14 protein-coding genes and 1 tRNA gene are annotated in these 16,746 nt (G+C 65.5%); 10 read left to right on the top strand and 5 right to left on the bottom strand.

Going from position 1 to position 16,746, the window contains the following annotated elements; translation table 11 throughout:
• Nucleotides 1-24 precede the first annotated feature (24 nt).
• On the bottom strand, nt 25-435 hold the full coding sequence (locus tag Q0319_RS01815; RefSeq protein WP_296462847.1) for an RcnB family protein: 411 nt from the start codon (nt 433-435) through the stop codon (nt 25-27).
• A 244-nt stretch (nt 436-679) separates the two neighbouring features.
• Between Q0319_RS01815 and Q0319_RS01810 the strand changes: the two genes are divergently transcribed.
• The 3 genes from Q0319_RS01810 (at nt 680) to Q0319_RS01800 (ending at nt 2,324) form a co-directional block, all read left to right on the top strand.
• A complete protein-coding gene (locus Q0319_RS01810) occupies nt 680-1,132 on the top strand; it encodes a MarR family transcriptional regulator (protein WP_296462850.1) in 453 nt (150 codons plus the stop codon).
• 142 nt (nt 1,133-1,274) lie between these two features.
• Nucleotides 1,275-1,700 carry an organic hydroperoxide resistance protein gene (locus Q0319_RS01805; RefSeq protein ID WP_296462853.1) on the top strand — a complete coding sequence of 142 codons (426 nt, stop codon included), beginning with the start codon at nt 1,275-1,277 and terminating at the stop codon, nt 1,698-1,700.
• Nucleotides 1,701-1,940: 240 nt separating this feature from the next.
• Nucleotides 1,941-2,324 (top strand): WYL domain-containing protein, encoded by a 384-nt coding sequence (locus Q0319_RS01800; RefSeq protein WP_296462856.1) that lies wholly within the window; start codon nt 1,941-1,943, stop codon nt 2,322-2,324.
• 19 nt (nt 2,325-2,343) lie between these two features.
• Here Q0319_RS01800 and Q0319_RS01795 read toward each other — a convergent pair whose 3' ends face one another.
• From Q0319_RS01795 to Q0319_RS01785, 3 genes are read right to left on the bottom strand one after another with little or no spacing between them, the layout of a single operon-like run.
• Entirely contained in the window at nt 2,344-4,686 is a 2,343-nt protein-coding gene (locus Q0319_RS01795) for a sulfatase-like hydrolase/transferase (RefSeq protein ID WP_299450518.1), read from the bottom strand.
• A gap of 13 nt (nt 4,687-4,699) precedes the next feature.
• A complete protein-coding gene (locus tag Q0319_RS01790) occupies nt 4,700-5,818 on the bottom strand; it encodes a formylglycine-generating enzyme family protein (RefSeq protein WP_296462861.1) in 1,119 nt (372 codons plus the stop codon).
• Nucleotides 5,805-7,979, bottom strand: a complete 2,175-nt coding sequence (locus Q0319_RS01785) for a sulfatase-like hydrolase/transferase (protein ID WP_299450517.1) — start codon at nt 7,977-7,979, stop codon at nt 5,805-5,807. Before Q0319_RS01785 ends, Q0319_RS01790 begins: the two co-directional genes overlap by 14 nt.
• Before the next feature lie 185 nt (nt 7,980-8,164).
• Here Q0319_RS01785 and Q0319_RS01780 point away from each other — a divergent pair, with 185 nt between their 5' ends.
• Together Q0319_RS01780 and Q0319_RS01775 are read left to right on the top strand one after the other, a co-directional pair.
• Nucleotides 8,165-8,833, top strand: a complete 669-nt coding sequence (locus Q0319_RS01780; protein WP_296462869.1) for a response regulator transcription factor — start codon at nt 8,165-8,167, stop codon at nt 8,831-8,833.
• 56 nt (nt 8,834-8,889) lie between these two features.
• Nucleotides 8,890-10,686, top strand: a complete 1,797-nt coding sequence (locus Q0319_RS01775) for a hypothetical protein (protein ID WP_299450515.1) — start codon at nt 8,890-8,892, stop codon at nt 10,684-10,686.
• 108 nt (nt 10,687-10,794) lie between these two features.
• On the opposite strand, the gene Q0319_RS01770 is transcribed toward Q0319_RS01775, so the two are convergent.
• Nucleotides 10,795-10,871 (bottom strand) — tRNA-Met (locus Q0319_RS01770).
• Nucleotides 10,872-11,245: 374 nt separating this feature from the next.
• Here Q0319_RS01770 and miaB point away from each other — a divergent pair.
• The 5 genes from miaB to lnt are packed head-to-tail and all read left to right on the top strand — an operon-like array spanning nt 11,246 to nt 16,679.
• Entirely contained in the window at nt 11,246-12,619 is a 1,374-nt protein-coding gene (gene miaB, locus Q0319_RS01765; RefSeq protein WP_296462875.1) for a tRNA (N6-isopentenyl adenosine(37)-C2)-methylthiotransferase MiaB, read from the top strand.
• Complete coding sequence (locus tag Q0319_RS01760; RefSeq protein ID WP_299450512.1) at nt 12,616-13,635, top strand: PhoH family protein; 1,020 nt, start codon at nt 12,616-12,618, stop codon at nt 13,633-13,635. The genes miaB and Q0319_RS01760 overlap by 4 nt, the downstream gene beginning before the upstream one ends.
• Complete coding sequence (gene ybeY / locus Q0319_RS01755; RefSeq protein ID WP_299450510.1) at nt 13,610-14,107, top strand: rRNA maturation RNase YbeY; 498 nt, start codon at nt 13,610-13,612, stop codon at nt 14,105-14,107. Before Q0319_RS01760 ends, ybeY begins: the two co-directional genes overlap by 26 nt.
• Before the next feature lie 26 nt (nt 14,108-14,133).
• Nucleotides 14,134-15,033 carry a transporter associated domain-containing protein gene (locus tag Q0319_RS01750; protein WP_296462883.1) on the top strand — a complete coding sequence of 300 codons (900 nt, stop codon included), beginning with the start codon at nt 14,134-14,136 and terminating at the stop codon, nt 15,031-15,033.
• A gap of 8 nt (nt 15,034-15,041) precedes the next feature.
• The gene (gene lnt / locus Q0319_RS01745) at nt 15,042-16,679 is read left to right on the top strand and encodes an apolipoprotein N-acyltransferase (RefSeq protein WP_296462887.1); all 1,638 of its coding nucleotides are present in this window, start codon (nt 15,042-15,044) and stop codon (nt 16,677-16,679) included.
• Nucleotides 16,680-16,746 lie beyond the last annotated feature (67 nt).

Below are 16,746 nucleotides of genomic sequence, written 5' to 3'. Positions count from 1 at the left end.
GATGTCCAGGCGGACCGGCGGGGACTACTGGTTGAGGATGATGGCGGTGATGATACCGGAGGCAACGGCCACCAGCAGGTATTCGGACCCCACGCGCACCCATTGGTGGCCCGGGTGGGGACGGTACAGCCGATGGGCGTGCCAGTCATGGATCACGTGGTAGCCGCCGCGGTGGAAATGCGGCAAGCGGTCCCCGCGCGACCAATGACGCGGAGGCGGCGTCCACACATGATGGTGGATGATCTTGGGAGCACGCCCGTAACCGTGGTGGTGACCCTTGTGCTTGTGGTGCGCGCGGGGCCCGTGCTTATCGAAGTGGCTATGGCCATGGCCGGGGCCGTGCCCATGGCCCCGGCCGCGATCCTTGGCCTCCGCGACAGCGCCGAACGCCAGCCCGGCACAGGTCAACGCGACGATCAATGTTTTCCTAATCATGATCCGTTCCCGAGGAAACTGAAGCCTGCGTGCTGCCCACTCCGCGAACACACAAAGCTTTCGTGAAACTGACTGTACACCGGCCCTATGTGACGCGGGGACTACCATACGTAATCAATCGTGACCCCCAGGCGCCCAAGGCCGCGAAGGGCTTAGGCACCGAGCGCGCTAACTGTTGCCATTTCCAGCGCCGCCGAAATTAAATCGCTTGCGATTTAATTTCGAGCTATTCATAATGACGGGCATGGACACGCCTTCCTCGAAATTCAACGCGCTGTTGCTGGACAATTTGCTGTGCTTCGCGCTGTATTCCGCCAACCTGGCCATGCACAAGCTGTACCGCCAGCTGCTCAGCGAGCTGGGGCTGACCTATCCCCAGTACCTCGCCATGCTGGTGCTTTGGGAGCGGGATGACCTGACCGTTTCCGAACTTGGCCAGCGGCTGTTCCTGGATTCGGCCACGCTCACGCCCCTGCTGAAGCGGCTCGAGGTCATGGGGCTGATTGCGCGCACGCGCAGCAAGGACGACGAACGCCAAGTGCTCATCACCTTGACTCCCGCAGGCCGCGAGCTCAAGGCGAAGGCCACTTCCATCCCGTCAGCGGTGCTGTGCGCGAGCGCATGCAGCCCGGCACAGCTAGCGGACCTGAAACAACAGCTGGAAACCTTGCGGAACAATCTGCTCAAACATGTTTGAGCCTGTCGGTCCATAGTGGAATGGACGTGCCCATGACTTAAATAGCACGCGATTTAATCGTCAAAGACTTATGCAGCCGATCCCGGGCGCGCCGGTTGCATCCTGAACAGCGCCCTCGCCACATCAACGAAGGAGCTTCATCATGTCTATCGAGAAAGTCCTATACGTCGCGCATGCCACGGCCACCGGCGGCCGTGACGGCAAAGCCGTCTCCTCGGACGGCGTCCTGGACGTGCGGTTGTCCACCCCCAAAGAGCTGGGCGGCGCAGGCGGCAACGGTACCAACCCCGAGCAGTTATTCGCTGCCGGCTACTCGGCGTGCTTCTTGGGTGCGCTGAAATTCGTGGCGTCCAAGGAAAAAATCACCCTGCCCGCCGATGCGAAGATCGATGGCTCGGTAGGCATAGGCCCCATCCCGACCGGCTTCGCCATCGAAGTGGAACTCAAGATCTCGCTGCCGGGCATCGACCGCGCCACGGCCGAGTCGCTGGTCCAGAAAGCGCACGTCGTATGCCCGTATTCGAATGCGACGCGCGGCAACATCGATGTCACGCTTACGGTCGTGTGAAGCGCCAGCCACGCCCCGCGCCCACGCCGGGTTTTCGTCGGGGCGCCGGGGCGTCCTCGCGCCGGCGACGCGCAAGCCTGGGGAGGGCATGGCCTGGGCGATTTTCCGCACCACATCAGTGTTTTTCGCGCGCAGGGATGGTGCACCCTGAACCCGATTTGTGCATCGCAACATTTTTGTGGCGATCTTGCTTTTCTGGCGCTACCATCAAGGCGATCCCAACAGGATTACCGTACTGCAATGCACAACGAAACACGCTGTTCTCTTTTGTCCGCCGCGATCGCAATCCGGTCCGAGCTCCAGTTTCATTACCATGGCGCCACGCGCGTTGCGCATCCCCATTCATTGGGAACGACGACTGATGGCACGCTGATCGTGATTGCATGGCAGCTCGACGGCCGGGCGGGCGATCCCCCGGGCTGGCGCTTGTACAACGTCGACAAGATGCACCGCATCGTCCGTACCGGCCGGCGCTTCGATCCCCTGCCTTCTCCACCGTACAAACTGGCAGGCTTGATCAGGAAGCCGTACGAATCGCCCTGCGACGACGACGGCCCCTTCCCGCTGCCGCCGCTGATCACGCAGCAGCGTAGGACCCGCACCCGCTGGCTGCGGGCGGTTTGAGCCCGCAGCCCCGGCGACGTCAACCGGCCGCGACCAGTTTGCAGGTCTTGCCCAGGTTGTTCTGGATGATGGCCCGGTCGGCATCATCCGTCTTGCCGTCGTGGTTGAAGTCGTACCAGCTGGATTGGGCAACGCCTTCGTACTTGTTCAGCTGACTCAGCTCAGCCCAGTTGTCCAAGTCCTGCTGGTCGACCACGCCGTCGCGATTCCCGTCCCCCGGGCAGTGGACAGTGTCATAGTTGTAGTAATAGCTCGCGACTTCGTCCCGCTCGTCCAGCTCGGCCTTCAGCTTGAGATAAGCCGCCTGCGCTTCCGGATCGAGCGGATCGGTAATGGTGGGCGAACCGATGGCGATGGCGCTGCCCTCCCTATCCAGGGTGGGGTTGGGAACGCTCATCTCGATCCGGTAGAGCTCGTCCGTATTTTCATTGCGCAGGTACTCAGAGTTCTCCGGATGTTCCGTATCGATGGAGTAGGTCTTGCGGTTCACGCGCACCAGCTTGTACTTGCCGTCGCTGGCCGCCTTCTCCGAGTCGGCGAAGACCAATACCGGCTCCTCGCCCTTTGACATGAGGTAGGAGTTCACCTGTCCGCAATGCATGTAGCCCTCCTCCGGCACGCCGGCCAGGCCAGAATTGGCGCCGTACCACACCCCGCTTTGGTCTGAGCACAACTCCTTGTTCGGGAAGATGGTGAAGCAGACGTTGGCGGCCTCGACCACGCACGGCTGCGGCGTGATGTCGGTAGACGGGTTGGTGAAGTTCGTTCCCACCTCAGCGAAGTTCAGCTCGCGGATGGGGCCTTGGCCGGGGTCGGTCAGGTAGGCCAACATGGGCCGCGCGTCCACCGGGCGATAGGCGGGAATATTGCCCTCGACGTCGGCGCCCGCGATCTCGGCGAACAGCCGGTAGAGATCGGGCGCGCTCACCTGGTGCTCCACCTCGCGTCCGGGATCCTTCACCAGCGGGCCGGCCACCAGCAGGGGCACGGCAACACCGGTCTGGTACGCCGATCCCTTGGAGCGCACGGGGTCGAACTTGCCCGGCTCGGTGAACTTCACGCTGTTCACGTAGGTGCCGTTGTCACCCATGACGACCACCATGGTGTTGGTTTTTTCCGGCTGGTAATTCAGCGAGCCGTCCTCGTTCCAGGTGGCCAGCCCCAGCTCGACCAGCAGGCGCCCGATCTCGCGGTCCATGGCCTCCACCATCAGGTTGGTGATGAGGTGGGCCTCGACGAGGTCCGTCACCTTGGTTATGCCCGGCGCGCCTTCAAAATCGCTGGCCGGCGAGCAAGGCAGCAGGTCGTTGCGGCCCGGCGTGGTCTCGGAGATCAGCGAAAGCGGCGGCAATTGCAGCGGCGCGTGGATGGCCGAATAGCCCACCGACATCATCCACGGCTTGTCGCCAGACTGCTGCTTGGCCCAGGCGATCGCGCGGTCGGTTTCCATCGTGGTGCGATAGCCGCGCGCCGAAGGATCAGAGACCGGTATCTTGTTCGTCCTGCCGTCGGCCCAGCTCTGGATGAACTCGCCAGTGTAATAACCGTTCTGCGCGGTGAAATCGATGTAATCCGGCACCTTGGCCTGGCACGACGCGCCCGGATCGAAAATGCCGCCCCGCTCCATGCAGGTGCGCCCCGGCGTGACGATGTCGCCGCCCCGGGCGAGGGTCTCGCAGGCGCCGGTGGCGAAATAGCACGCCCCTTCGTCGGCCCCGTTTTCCGCATCCATGGTCGTGTTCGGGACGAAGCCGCACTTGTATGTCCCTTCCTCCACCGTGGTGCGTCCGGCCCGCGTGTCGATCGGATACGGCGCGCCGTCCAGGTAGCCATCAAAATAATCCCACCCCAGCTTCCACATGGTCTGGTGGCCATAGGGCAGATTGGCGGCGGTGCCGAGATCCGAGCCCGTCAGGTGCATCTTGCCGATCAGCGCACTCACGTAGCCTTGCGTGCGCAAGAGCTTGGGCACGGTGACCTCATAGGGGGATATCTCGGAATTGGCGAGGTCCGTGGACACCACCGCGTTCAGCACGTTGGTGACCGAGGGATAGCGCCCGGTGAAGTAGCTCGCGCGCGTGGGCGTGCAGGTGGGCATGGCCCAGGCGTTGCGGAACTGTACGCCGGCCCTGGCGATCGCGGCGAGGTTGGGCGTCTTGGGGGGCGCGGCGCCGCCGTACCCGTAGAACGTCAGCTGGTCGAGGCCGAAGTCGTCGAGCACGATGAAAAGAATGTTGGGCTTCTGCTCTGCCACGGGTTCGGACTTGGATCCGTCGGAGCAGCCCGAGAGCAGCGCCGCGGATGCCAGGAATGCGGACAAAATGGCCGCCCGCCTCCCATGCGGATGGATCTTTGTTCTCATAGTTGCGGTTCCTTTAGCTCATAACCAGCCGAAAGCCCAGGTGAGACATCGGGCTATAGGGGTCTGCGCCTCTCCGGGCGCTCGGTCGATAAGACAAGCAGTAGTCTTCGTTGCACAGGAACGAGCCGCCGCGTATCACCCGCTTGGGCGCATTGGCCGGCACGCCCGGTTCGCTCGGATCGAAGCAGTCCGATGGCCCTTGGGGATTTTCGATGGGCTGGCGCAACTTGGCCTGGCGCGCGAAGTAATCGGCGCGGTACCAGTCCGCCACCCATTGCCAGGCATTGCCCGTCATGTCCAGCAGCCCATAGCCGTTGGGCGGGAAAGAGCCGGCCTCGAGCGTGCCGGTCGCACCGCCGGCGCGGGGGCTGATCACTGGGAAGGGGCGCTCGCGCACATCCCAATAATTGGCCTGGCGCGCGCCGTCGACCAGCAGCTCGTCCCCCCAGGCGTACGTTGCCTGCTCGAGGCCGCCCCGCGCCGCGAACTCCCACTCCGCCTCGGTGGGCAATCGTTTGCCCGCCCACTTGGCATACGCCAACGCATCGGCGTAGCTCACCTGCACGACCGGGTGCCCGCCCTTGCCTTCGATGGAGCTGCCCGGCCCTTGCGGATGGCGCCAATTCGCGCCGGGAACGAAGCGCCACCATTGGGAATAGTCGTCTAGCCGCACGGGCCTGTCGGTACCCACGAACACCATGGCGCCCGGCACCAGCATATCGTCCGGCGGGCGCGGGGTGCCCGGCGGCAATTGCACCCGTATCGTTTCCCAATCCGGTTTTTGTTCGGCCGTGGTGACGTAACCCGTCTCTTTGACGAACTGGGCGAACTGGTCATTGGTGACGTGCGTGACGTCCATCCAAAAGCCCGGGACGCGGACGCGGTGCGTGGGACGTTCATTGGGATAGGCCAGCTTGTGATCGCTGCCCATGAGGAATTCGCCGCCGGGCACCCAGGCCATGCCCTTGGGCGTCTTCACGCCGTCGCCGAGCACGACGCGCGGTTTTTCCGCGGGGCGGCTGCGCCAGGCCTGCCAGCCCAGCACGCCTGCGACGCCGGTGCCTGCCGCGGCCAGCGCCACGCCGCCGGCCAACAGGCGCCGGCGGTTGCGTTGTGGATCAATAGAGTCCATAGGTCTTGGGGCAGATCTTGCCGAGGTTGTTGCGGACGACCTGGCCATCGGCGTCGTTGGTCAGCCCATCGCGGGCCGTGCCAGTCACGAAGTCATAGACGCTGGATAGCCCCCACTCTCGCGCGATGCGGCTCCAGTTGGACAGGTCTTCTTCATCGACCACGCCATCGCGATTGCCGTCCCCCGGGCAATCTGGATCGGCGGCCAGCATCTGTTCGAGCTTGGCCCGAAGGTCCGCGTAGACGGCTTCGATCTCCGGCGTAGGCGCAACCAGCAGGTTGCGCTCGGCCTTGTCGAGCTGCGGGATGGGAGCGGCCTGGTCGACCTCGTAGAGCTCGTCGGTGACCACGGAAGTACCGCTGTCGCTTGCCGGATCATAGGCCTGCGTGGTGTTGCGAACCAGCTTGTAGCGGTCGTTGCGGATCGCGGCCGAGATCTCCGGCATGATGTCGATCAACGGCCGCTCGGCCTTGAAGAGCGCCTGGTTGACGGCCCAGCAGGTCTGGTAGCCCGCGCCGTCGTTGGGGATGACCGAAGGATCGTCATAGCCGGCTCCCCACCATACGCCCTGGTTGTCCTCGCACACGCTCTTGGAGACCGGCGTCTGGTTGCAGACCGTGCCGATGACGCATGCGCCATTGCGCGTGCCATTGGCCTGGATGTTGTAGCCCCCTATGGCGAAGTTCACCGAGCGCAGGCTGGGCTGCTCGGGGTTGGTCAGGTACGGCATGAGCGAGACGGAGTCGATCGTGCGCGGCACTGCCGCGTGCGCGTCGATGCCCGCCGCCTCCCCGAAGAACTGGAACAGGTCTACCGCATTGACCATGCGGTCGACTTCGCGGCCGGGCTGCTCCACCTGCGGCCCGGCGATGATGAGCGGCACCCAGATGCCCGTCTGGTAGGCGGTGGCCTTGGCGCGGTCGGTGCTGAACGGCGCCTTGACCGCCGAGCCCAGCGTGCCGTTGTCGCCCACGATCACGATGATGGTATTGCTGGCCTTCGGGTCGTATTGCAATCGGCCGTCCTCGCCCCGGCGCGCCAATCCGGTTTCCACCAGCAAGCGGCCGAATTCCGTGTCCATGGCCTCGGTCATCTGGTCCTGGATGAGGCGGCCCTCGAGCGTCGCGCGGCAGTCCCAAGCGTCGGACCCGGCATGGCCGCTCGCGGGGATGAGGCTGCGGGGCGGCTGCTGCCAGGGCGTGTGGGCCGCGCTATAGGTAACGGAAGCCATCCATGGCTGTTTGCCCGAGCGCGACTTGATCCATGCGATGGCGGCGTCGGTCTCGATGCGGGTGCGGAAACCGCGCGAGCGCGGATCGCTGAGGGGCACGCGAGTCACTTTCCCTTGATCGACGATCACGAGCGGCGAAACGTAATGCGCGTTCTCGCGCTCGAAATCGAGCGTGGCGGGCGGCTCGCCACACGCTTCGTCCGGCACGAATATGCCGCCCGCATCCAGGCACTGCAGGCCCGCAGCGTCTTGCAACGCCGACGTGCGCCGCATGATGCTGCAGCTGCCGTCGGGCCTATAGCAGGCGCCGTGGTCTGCCCCGCCCGCCGCCTTGCCCGGCACGAATCCGCAGGCATAGGTTTTCTCGGGCGCAACGCCGCCGGCCGTCGTATCGATGGAACCAGGCAGGCCGCCGAGCCAGCCGTAGAAATAATCCCAGCCGAGCACCGCAGGCGTCGCGTACTCGGCCTCGTTGTTCTCCGGGCCGGCCAGGTGGAACTTGCCGAACATCGCGCTTTCGTAATTGGCGCGCTTGAGCAGCTTGGGCACGGTGACCTCGTACGGAGACACCTGCGAATTGGCGAGGTCGTTGGGCCCAATGGCCTGGTAGATGCCGGTGCGCGTAGGATACCGGCCGAGGAAAAACGCGGCGCGCCCCGGTGAACACTCGGGCATGGACCACGTATTGCGGAAACGCAGGCCGGCATCGGCAACCGCCGTCATGTTCGGCATGCTGGGCGGCGTGGCACCGCCGTAGCCGAAGGCGGCCATCTGGTCGATGCCCACGTCGTCCATCACCACGAACAGGATGTTGGGAGCACTGGCGCCGGGCCCGTCGTCCGGGCCTCCCCCATCCGACGACCCGCCACACGCGGCGAGCCCCATGAGCGCGGCAACCCCCGTCGCCGCGAGATACTGGATACTCCTCATTACCTTCCCCCAGGGCACCGACAGGGCGCCGGCTTTTGGGCATGTTACGCACAACGGCGCGTCTGCCCAATACCATATCCATGGTATTTATCGTGCGCACCGCTCTGCGATACTGTGTTCAACTGAAAAAGTGCACTCGACGTAACCCCAGGTGGCGATGCGCAGAGTGCGGCAGGAGATCCAAGATGACCACGGGTGCACTCAGAATTCTTCTGGCAGAAGACGACGACCCCATACGCGAACGACTCGCCCGCATCATCGGCAATTGGCCCGAAGCGCAACTCTGCGCCGCCTGCCCCAACCTAGAGGAAACTCTGATCGCCATCGGGGCCAATGACATCGACCTGCTGATCACGGACATCAACCTTCCTGACGGCAGCGGCATCGACGCCATCCGCTACCTGGCCAAACGCCGCCCCAAGGCCGAAGCCATGGTCATCTCGGTGCTGGCCGACGAACGCTCCGTCCTCGACGCCATCGAAGCCGGCGCGTCGGGCTATCTGCTCAAAGATGCCGACTCCATCGACCTGGTCGACGCGATCAAGGACGTCATGGCCGGACGCTCGCCCATTTCCTCGCGCATCGCCCGCGTGCTGGTGCGCCGGCTATCCGAACTCGGGCACGCGCCCGAACATCCCGAGGCGGCCAAACCCAAGCCTTCGCTGACCGATCGCGAAATGGACATCCTATGGGGCATCGCGAAGGGCTTCACCTACGGCGAGCTGGCCGACAAGCTCGCCATTTCGCGACAAACGGTGCCGGTCCACATTCGGAACATATACCGCAAGCTCCAAGCCAGCAATCGCTCCGAAGCGGTCTTCGAAGCGGCACGGCTCGGGCTCATTAAGCTGTAATGGCCGCGGGCGGGCGTCCCCTAGGCCGCCGGGGCAAGGCGATCGCCTGGATCGCCTTGGTCACGCTGACGATCGCGATCGGCTTGCTTCCCTATCTCATTCATGTCGGGGCACCTACGGATGGCCTGACGCTGGCGACGGCCCGCTTCATCCAAACAGGTGAAAACACGGAACGCGTCGTCTCGCTCCCGCACCGCTGGACACCGGAAAACCTGTTCGAACTGACCACCGGCACCTACCGGCTCGCATTCCGCCTGGAAACCGTCCCTGACGAACCGCTGTTCATTTTCATTCCGGCGGCGCGCCACCAGGTCGAAACCTGGGTGAACGGCCAGCGCGCGGACCCCGTGCCCGACACCGCATGGCCCACGCCGACCAGCGGCTACTCCTTCCTCGCCCGCATTCCCCGCGGCACGCTGCATGCGGGCGACAATGAGCTCGTGGTTCGCCAGACGCGCAAGGTGGGCTGGCTACCCGGCCGGTTGTCGGAGGTGAGCATTGGAACGGCGGACCAGGTCATGCCGGCCTATCGCCTGTCGGATTTCCTGATCGAGGAAATCCGCGCGATGACCTTCGCATTGCACATCGCGCTGACCATAGGCATTGCGACCATCTGGATCACCCGCCGCCACGATGCGGTGTTCGGGTGGCTGGCCACGCTTTCCGTGACCAGCATCCTGGTCGTCCTGACGCAGGCGCCGCAGCACGCGCTCGGCCCCGTCGATCAGTTCCGCTCCATCGCTCTGACGCCCGCCGTGGGCCTGATGGCGATAGGCATGGCCCTCGCCATCGCGGGCCTGCCGCGGCCGAAATGGCTGGTCCCGGCCGTCGTGCTCCTTCCCCTCGCCCTCCTGCTGCTCGGGCAAACCGGGACGGTCCCGTTCGCCATTGTCGGACTCGTGAGCGCTTGTTTCCTGGCCGCCGCATACTTCGTCGCAAGCGCCATCCTGGCCCATCGATTCGCGCGCGAGGAAAACTGGGACGCCGCCATCATGATGGGGCCGTGCGCCCTGACCGGCTGGTTCGCGCTGCACGACGTGCTCGTCGTGACCGGCATCCACGACGCCCCCTTCCTGCACGCCCCCTACGCGCGCACCCTCCTGCTGCTCGCCATCACGGTGGTACTGATGGGCCGCCTCGCGCGCAGCCTGAACAGCCTCGACAACGCGAACGAGACGCTACGGCAGCAGCTCGCAGCCCAGGAATGGGAGCTGGTGTTGATGCACGAGAAAGAAAAGATCCACGCCAACCGCATGGTGCGCGAAGAAGAGCGCCGGCGCCTGATGCGCGACCTGCACGACGGCATGAGCGGCCATCTCGTGACCATCATCGCGCTCGCCGAACGCGAGGGCGAACGCGGCAAAGACATCGAACAGGCTGCGCGGGCCGCGCTTGACGACCTCAGGCTGGTGGTGCATTCCCTCGATCTTGGCGACGGCGACCTGGGCGTGGCGCTCGCCGCCTTCCGCGAGCGGCTCGAACCGCAAATGCGCCGGCTGGGCATCGATTTGCATTGGTCGACCGAGAAACTGCCGGCCGTCACCGGAGTCACGCCGCAGAACGCCCTTTCCGTGCTGCGCATCCTGCAGGAGGCAGTCACCAACGCGATCCGCCACGGTGCTGCCCGCAAGCTATCCATACAGGGACAAACCGCCCCGGACGGGCAAGCCCTGCTTTGCGTCTTCAACGACGTCCACGGCACCGCCCTGCAAGACCGCAGCAACATCGGCAACGGTCTGCGCAACATGCACCGCCGCGCCCGCGAGCTCGGTGGACACATCGAATTCCTGGTGACGGAAAACGCAGCGACGCTGCGGCTGTCTTTCCCCCCGCATCTGCCCGGGCTACAGTAAATTGCAGGTCGCCATGCCCGTCCCTCCCGCTCCCGCGGGGGTAGCGAAACCAGGAAAGCGGGCAGCAAATGAAAAAGGGCCCAACCGTGGTTGGGCCCTTGCGTATCCTGGTGGCGCATCCCTGATTCGAACAGGGGACCTGCGGATTATGATTCCGTCGCTCTAACCGGCTGAGCTAATGCGCCAAAAGCTAAGACCGCGATTATATAGTGTTCCCGGGCTGCGCGCAAATGGCTCTGCATCGCGAAAAAAAAGGGCCCGACAGCATTGCCGTCGGGCCGACAGGGAGCACACAATGCCGCGCCTCAAAAGCTCGCGGGGGAAGCGCGGTATCGGTGTCGGATGAACCGCTCTGCCAGGCGTCGGGAGCTGCGGTCTCACCGATGCCCTTTGCGGCAAAGCAATCACCTGAGCCGTCAGTCTAGCCCCTACCCACTGACAGAGACCTGAACGGGTGTACCCCGCCTGCCGCGCCGGGCAGCCACCCGCGTAACCCTCTGATAAAATGCCATATTCCGCATTTGTGCCCGCGGGCTATAACCCCGTCACGGCAATCGAGATGACCCAAGCCACTCCCCGCAAACTATACATCCGCACGTTCGGCTGCCAAATGAACGAGTACGACTCGGACAAAATGGTAGACGTGCTGAACGCCGACCAGCCGTTGGAACTCACGGACCGGCCGGAAGACGCGGACATCATTCTCTTCAACACCTGTTCGGTGCGCGAAAAGGCGCAGGAGAAAGTTTTCTCCGACCTCGGCCGCGCCAAGATGCTCAAGCGCGAAAAGCCGGACCTGGTGATCGGCGTGGGCGGCTGCGTCGCCAGCCAGGAAGGCGAGGCCATCGTGGCGCGTGCACCGTATGTCGACGTGGTGTTCGGGCCGCAAACGCTGCACCGGCTGCCCGAACTGATCGCCAAGCGGCGCGCGTCCGGCACGCCGCAGGTAGACATCAGCTTCCCCGAAATTGAAAAGTTCGACCACCTGCCGCCCGCCCGGGTGGAAGGTGCGACGGCCTTCGTCTCCATCATGGAAGGCTGCAGCAAGTACTGCAGCTTCTGCGTCGTGCCGTACACGCGCGGCGAGGAAGTCTCCCGGCCGTTCGAGGACGTGCTCACCGAGATCGCCGACCTGGCCGACCAAGGCGTCAAGGAAGTCACGCTGCTCGGGCAGAACGTGAACGCCTACCGGGGCAAGATGGGCGACACCGACGAAATCGCCGATTTCGCGCTGCTGCTGGAATATGTACACGACATCCCCGGCATCGAGCGCATCCGCTATACGACCTCGCATCCGAAGGAAATGACGCCCCGGCTGATCGAGGCCTACGCCCGCCTGCCCAAGCTCGTGTCCTTCCTGCACCTGCCGGTGCAATCGGGCAGCGACCGTATCCTGATGGCGATGAAGCGCGGCTACACGGCGCTCGAGTTCAAGTCCATCGTGCGCAAGCTGCGCGCCGCACGCCCCGGGTTGACGCTGTCTTCGGACTTCATCGTCGGCTTCCCCGGAGAAACCGAGGAAGACTTCGAGAAAACCATGCGATTGATCGACGACGTAGGCTTCGACACGGCGTTCTCGTTCGTTTATTCGCGCCGTCCGGGTACGCCGGCGGCGGACCTGCAAGACGATACGCCGCAAACGGTCAAGCTGGCCCGCCTGCAGCGCCTGCAGGCGCGGATCAATGAGCAGGCGGCCGCCATCAGCGAAAGCATGGTGGGCACCACGCAGCGCATCATCGTCGAAGGCCCCTCGCGCAAGAACCCCGAGGAGCTCATGGGCCGCACTGAAAACAACCGCATCGTGAACTTCCCGGCGCCGCCGCGGCTCATCGGCCAGATGATCGACGTGCGCATTACTGCGGCGCTGCCGCACACGCTGCGCGGCGAAGTGGTCACTCGCGAAACCGACGCGACCGAGGCTTTGTCCGCATGACGGCAGCACCCTCCCGCGGCGCTCACCGCCGCCCCGCGCCGGTCGTCGTTTCCCTGGGGGACGACAACACCCGGCTGTCGAACCTGTGCGGCCCGCTCGACGAAAACCTGCGCCAGCTGGCGACGGCCTACGGGGTCGAGCTGGCGCGCCGCGGCCACCGGATCACCCTGGAAGGCGAGCGCGCCGACGCCGCATCGGCGGCGCTGCAATACCTCTACGAGCACGCCGACCACCCTTTGTCGGTCGACGAGCTGCAGTTGAACCTCGTGGAACTGGGCGCCATGACCGCCGCCCACGACGCGGACGAAGAAACGCCGCCCCAAGGAGCACCCGGCGAGACGGAAGTGGTGTTGCGCCTGCCCCGCCGGCAGGACTTGCGAGGCCGCACCCCGCGCCAGCGCGACTACCTGCGTAACATCCTGGCGCACGACATTACCTTCGGCATGGGGCCCGCCGGCACGGGCAAGACCTACTTGGCCGTCGCGTGCGCCATCGACGCGCTGGAACGGGAATCGGTGCGACGCATCGTGCTTACCCGGCCCGCAGTCGAGGCGGGCGAGCGGCTGGGCTTTTTGCCCGGAGACCTCACCCAGAAGGTCGATCCCTACCTGCGACCGCTCTACGATGCGCTGTACGACCTGCTCGGCTTCGAGCGGGTCACCAAGCTGTTCGAGAAGCAGACCATAGAAATCGCGCCGCTGGCCTACATGCGGGGGCGAACGCTCAACCATGCCTTCGTCATCCTCGACGAGGCGCAGAACACGACGCCGGAACAGATGAAGATGTTCCTGACGCGCATCGGATTCGGCAGCAAAGCGGTCATTACGGGCGACCCGTCGCAGGTGGACCTGCCCAGGGGCCAGCGCAGCGGCCTACTCGACGCCGCGCAAATCCTGGCTTCGGTCCAAGGCATTTCGTTTACGCAGTTCACCAGCGGGGACGTGGTACGCCATCCCCTGGTGGCGCGCATCGTCGACGCCTACGAAAAGCATGCCAAGACGTCCCAGGACGGCTGAAGCGACCGCCGTGCCGACGCTTTCCCTCGCAGTGCAATATGGCAAAGAGGAGCCGCGCCTGCCGCGCTGGCGCCTGCGGCGCTGGGTCGCCCAGACGCTGCGCGCGCCCGAGCTGGCCGGCATCCCGGGCGTCGCCTTGACGCTCCGCCTGGTCGGGGCTGCCGAAGGCCGCCGCCTGAACCGCGATTTCCGCCAGCGGGACTACGCCACCAACGTGCTGACCTTCGAATACGGCCCGGGGCCGGACGGGGTGGTCGGCGGCGACATCGTACTGTGCGTGCCGGTGCTGGCAGCTGAAGCCAAGGCCCAGAAAAAGCCGTTTTTGCATCACGCCGCCCACCTGGTCGTGCACGGCGTCCTGCACTCCCTGGGCTACGACCACCTGAACGAACGCGACGCCCGGCGCATGGAGGCGCTGGAGACCCGCATCCTGGCTACGATGGCCATCCCCGACCCGTATCAGGTATCCTAAACTTTTCCAACTGTCCTCCCAGGACGATGTCAGATACATCCCCTAGTCCGGCGTACGCCCAGCGTACGCCCAAGCACACACCCAAGACCTTCTTCGAGCGCCTTTCAGCGCTGATCCACCGCGAACCGGAAGACCGCGAGGATCTCAAGGCCGTGCTCGAGGCGGCCTACGGCCGCGACCTGCTCGATGCCGAGGCCTTGTCCATGATCGAGGGCGTGCTGGCCGTGTCCGAACTCACGGCCGGCGACATCATGATCCCCCGCTCGCGCATGGACATGCTCGAGGTGTCGCAGCCCATCGACGCCCTGCTTCCGACCATCATCGAAACTGCCCATTCGCGCTTCCCGGTCTACGAGGACACCCGGGACAACGTGATCGGCATCCTGCTGGCCAAGGACCTCCTGCGCTACATGGTGGATCGCGAGCTGGACCTGCGCACGCTCCTGCGCCCGGCAGTCTTCATTCCGGAGTCCAAGCGCCTGAACGTCCTGTTGCGCGAATTCCGCAGCAACCGGAACCACATCGCCATCGTGGTCGACGAGCACGGGGGCACGGCGGGCCTCATTACCATCGAAGACGTGCTGGAGCAGATCGTCGGCGAAATCGAGGACGAGTTCGACGATGCCGCCGTGGAGCAGTCCATCTTCCCGGACGGCAAGAATCGCTGGCGCGTCGTCGCGCTGACCAGCATCCGGCGCTTCAACGAAACTTTCGGCTCGTCGCTGGACGACGACGAGTACGACACGGTCGGAGGCTGGCTGGCTGGCACCTTGGGCCGCATTCCGCGGCGCGGAGACCGCATCGAGCGCGACGACCTGCGCATCGAGGTCATCCGCGCCGATGCGCGCCGCGCCCTGTGGCTGCGCGTGTCGCGGCTGACGCCCGGCTCGGCGCCCTCGTCCGCCGTGATGTCCAACCCAGGCTGAATCGACCCGTGTCCATCCCTCACGCCGCGCTGGCCGGTGCGCTGATTCTTGGCATGCTGCATGGGCTGGCCTTCGCGCCAGCCCCCTTCCCCGCTTGGTCCCTGCCCATGCTCCAATTGGCCGCCTTCGGCGCCCTGAGCCGGCTGGCATGGCGCGCCCCGTCGGCAGGAAGAGCGGCCTGGATCGGCGCGCTGTTCGGCGCCGGCACCTTCGCGGTCGGCATTTCCTGGATCTACGTCAGCCTGCACGTCTACGCCTACATGGCCGCCCCCCTCGCGGCGCTGGGCGTCGGCCTGCTGGCGGCCTACCTGTCCCTCTACCCTGCCCTGGCCACCGGCTTGGCGTGGTGGCTGAGCCGCCGGCCGAACGGTCGCGATTCCCGTGGCGCCGCATCGGGGCTCGTCTACGTGCTTGCGCTCGCCGCCTGCTGGAGCGGCGCGGAATGGCTGCGCGGCGTGCTCTTCACCGGATTCCCCTGGCTCAACATCGGTTACGCCCACGTGGACGGTCCGCTGCACGGCTGGGCGCCCCTGCTCGGCGTCTACGGCGTCGCGTTTGCGGCCGCCCTGACGGCGACCGGGCTGGCCTGGATCGCAGCCGCAGCGTGGCGGCGCAAGGAACCCGGCCGGCGCGGCGCCGCCCTGCGCGCCGGCTGGCCCGCCCTGGCAGCCGCGGCAGGCGCCTTGGCAATCGGAATCGCCGGGGGGGCCTGGACCTGGGTGCAGCCTTACGGCCCGGCGCTGGACGTGCGCCTGGTGCAAGCCAACATCCCACTCTCAGACAAATTCGACCCTGCCCGCATCTGGCATGGCATGGACACGCACCGGGGCCTGGCCATGCTTCCCAGGGCCGACGGCCGTTCCGCCGCCCTCACGCTGCTGCCCGAGACGGCGGTGCCGGTTTTCCAGGACCAACTCACGGCCGAAGCCTGGCAAGAGTGGGTGGACAGCGCCGGCGTACAGGGCGGCACCTTCGTGCTGGGCGTCGCCATGCGCGACATCCATCCCGACCGCGACCGCTATTACAACAGCGTCATTTCGCTAGACGGCACCACGGCCCCCGAGCGACTGGTCAACGGACAGGTCGACCGACGCTACGACAAACGGCACCTAGTGCCGTTCGGGGAGTTCATCCCGCCCGGCTTCCGCTGGTTCGTCGACGAAATGGTCATGCCGCTGGGCGATTTCGACCGGGGCGCACCGCGCCAGAAGCCCTTCGACATAGGCGGCCAGCACATCGCCCTGAACATCTGCTACGAGGACGTTTTCGGCGAGGAACTCCTGCCCGCGATACGTCCCGGCCCGTCCGACCCCGGCGCCACCATCCTCGCCAACATCAGCAACCTGGCGTGGTTCGGAGACTCCCTCGCCTTGCCGCAGCACCTGCAGATGTCCCGCATGCGCGTGCGCGAAACCGGCAGGCCCCTGCTGCGGGCGACCAACACGGGCATGACCGCCGCGGTGGACGCCCAGGCCCGGATCGTGGGCCAACTCGAGCCGCATACCGCGGGCGTACTCGACATCACGGTCCAGGGAACGACGGGCCTGACGCCCTACGTCCGCACGGGCAATGCGCCCATCCTGGTCCTCGTGGCCGCCCTGCTGGCCGGACTGGCCTGGCTGCGGCGTGCATCCGCGCGGGAATGACCACCTTTGCGCCCACCGGGCGCGCCCGGTGCGGCGCGCTTTTCGCGCGGGCCAGTTAAAATCCCTG

This window comes from uncultured Pigmentiphaga sp., from assembly GCF_937950555.1.
In the GTDB taxonomy this organism is placed as follows: domain Bacteria; phylum Pseudomonadota; class Gammaproteobacteria; order Burkholderiales; family Burkholderiaceae_B; genus Pigmentiphaga.
The sequence above is the reverse complement of the archived record's forward strand: the minus strand, read 5'-3'. Positions and strand labels throughout refer to the sequence as shown.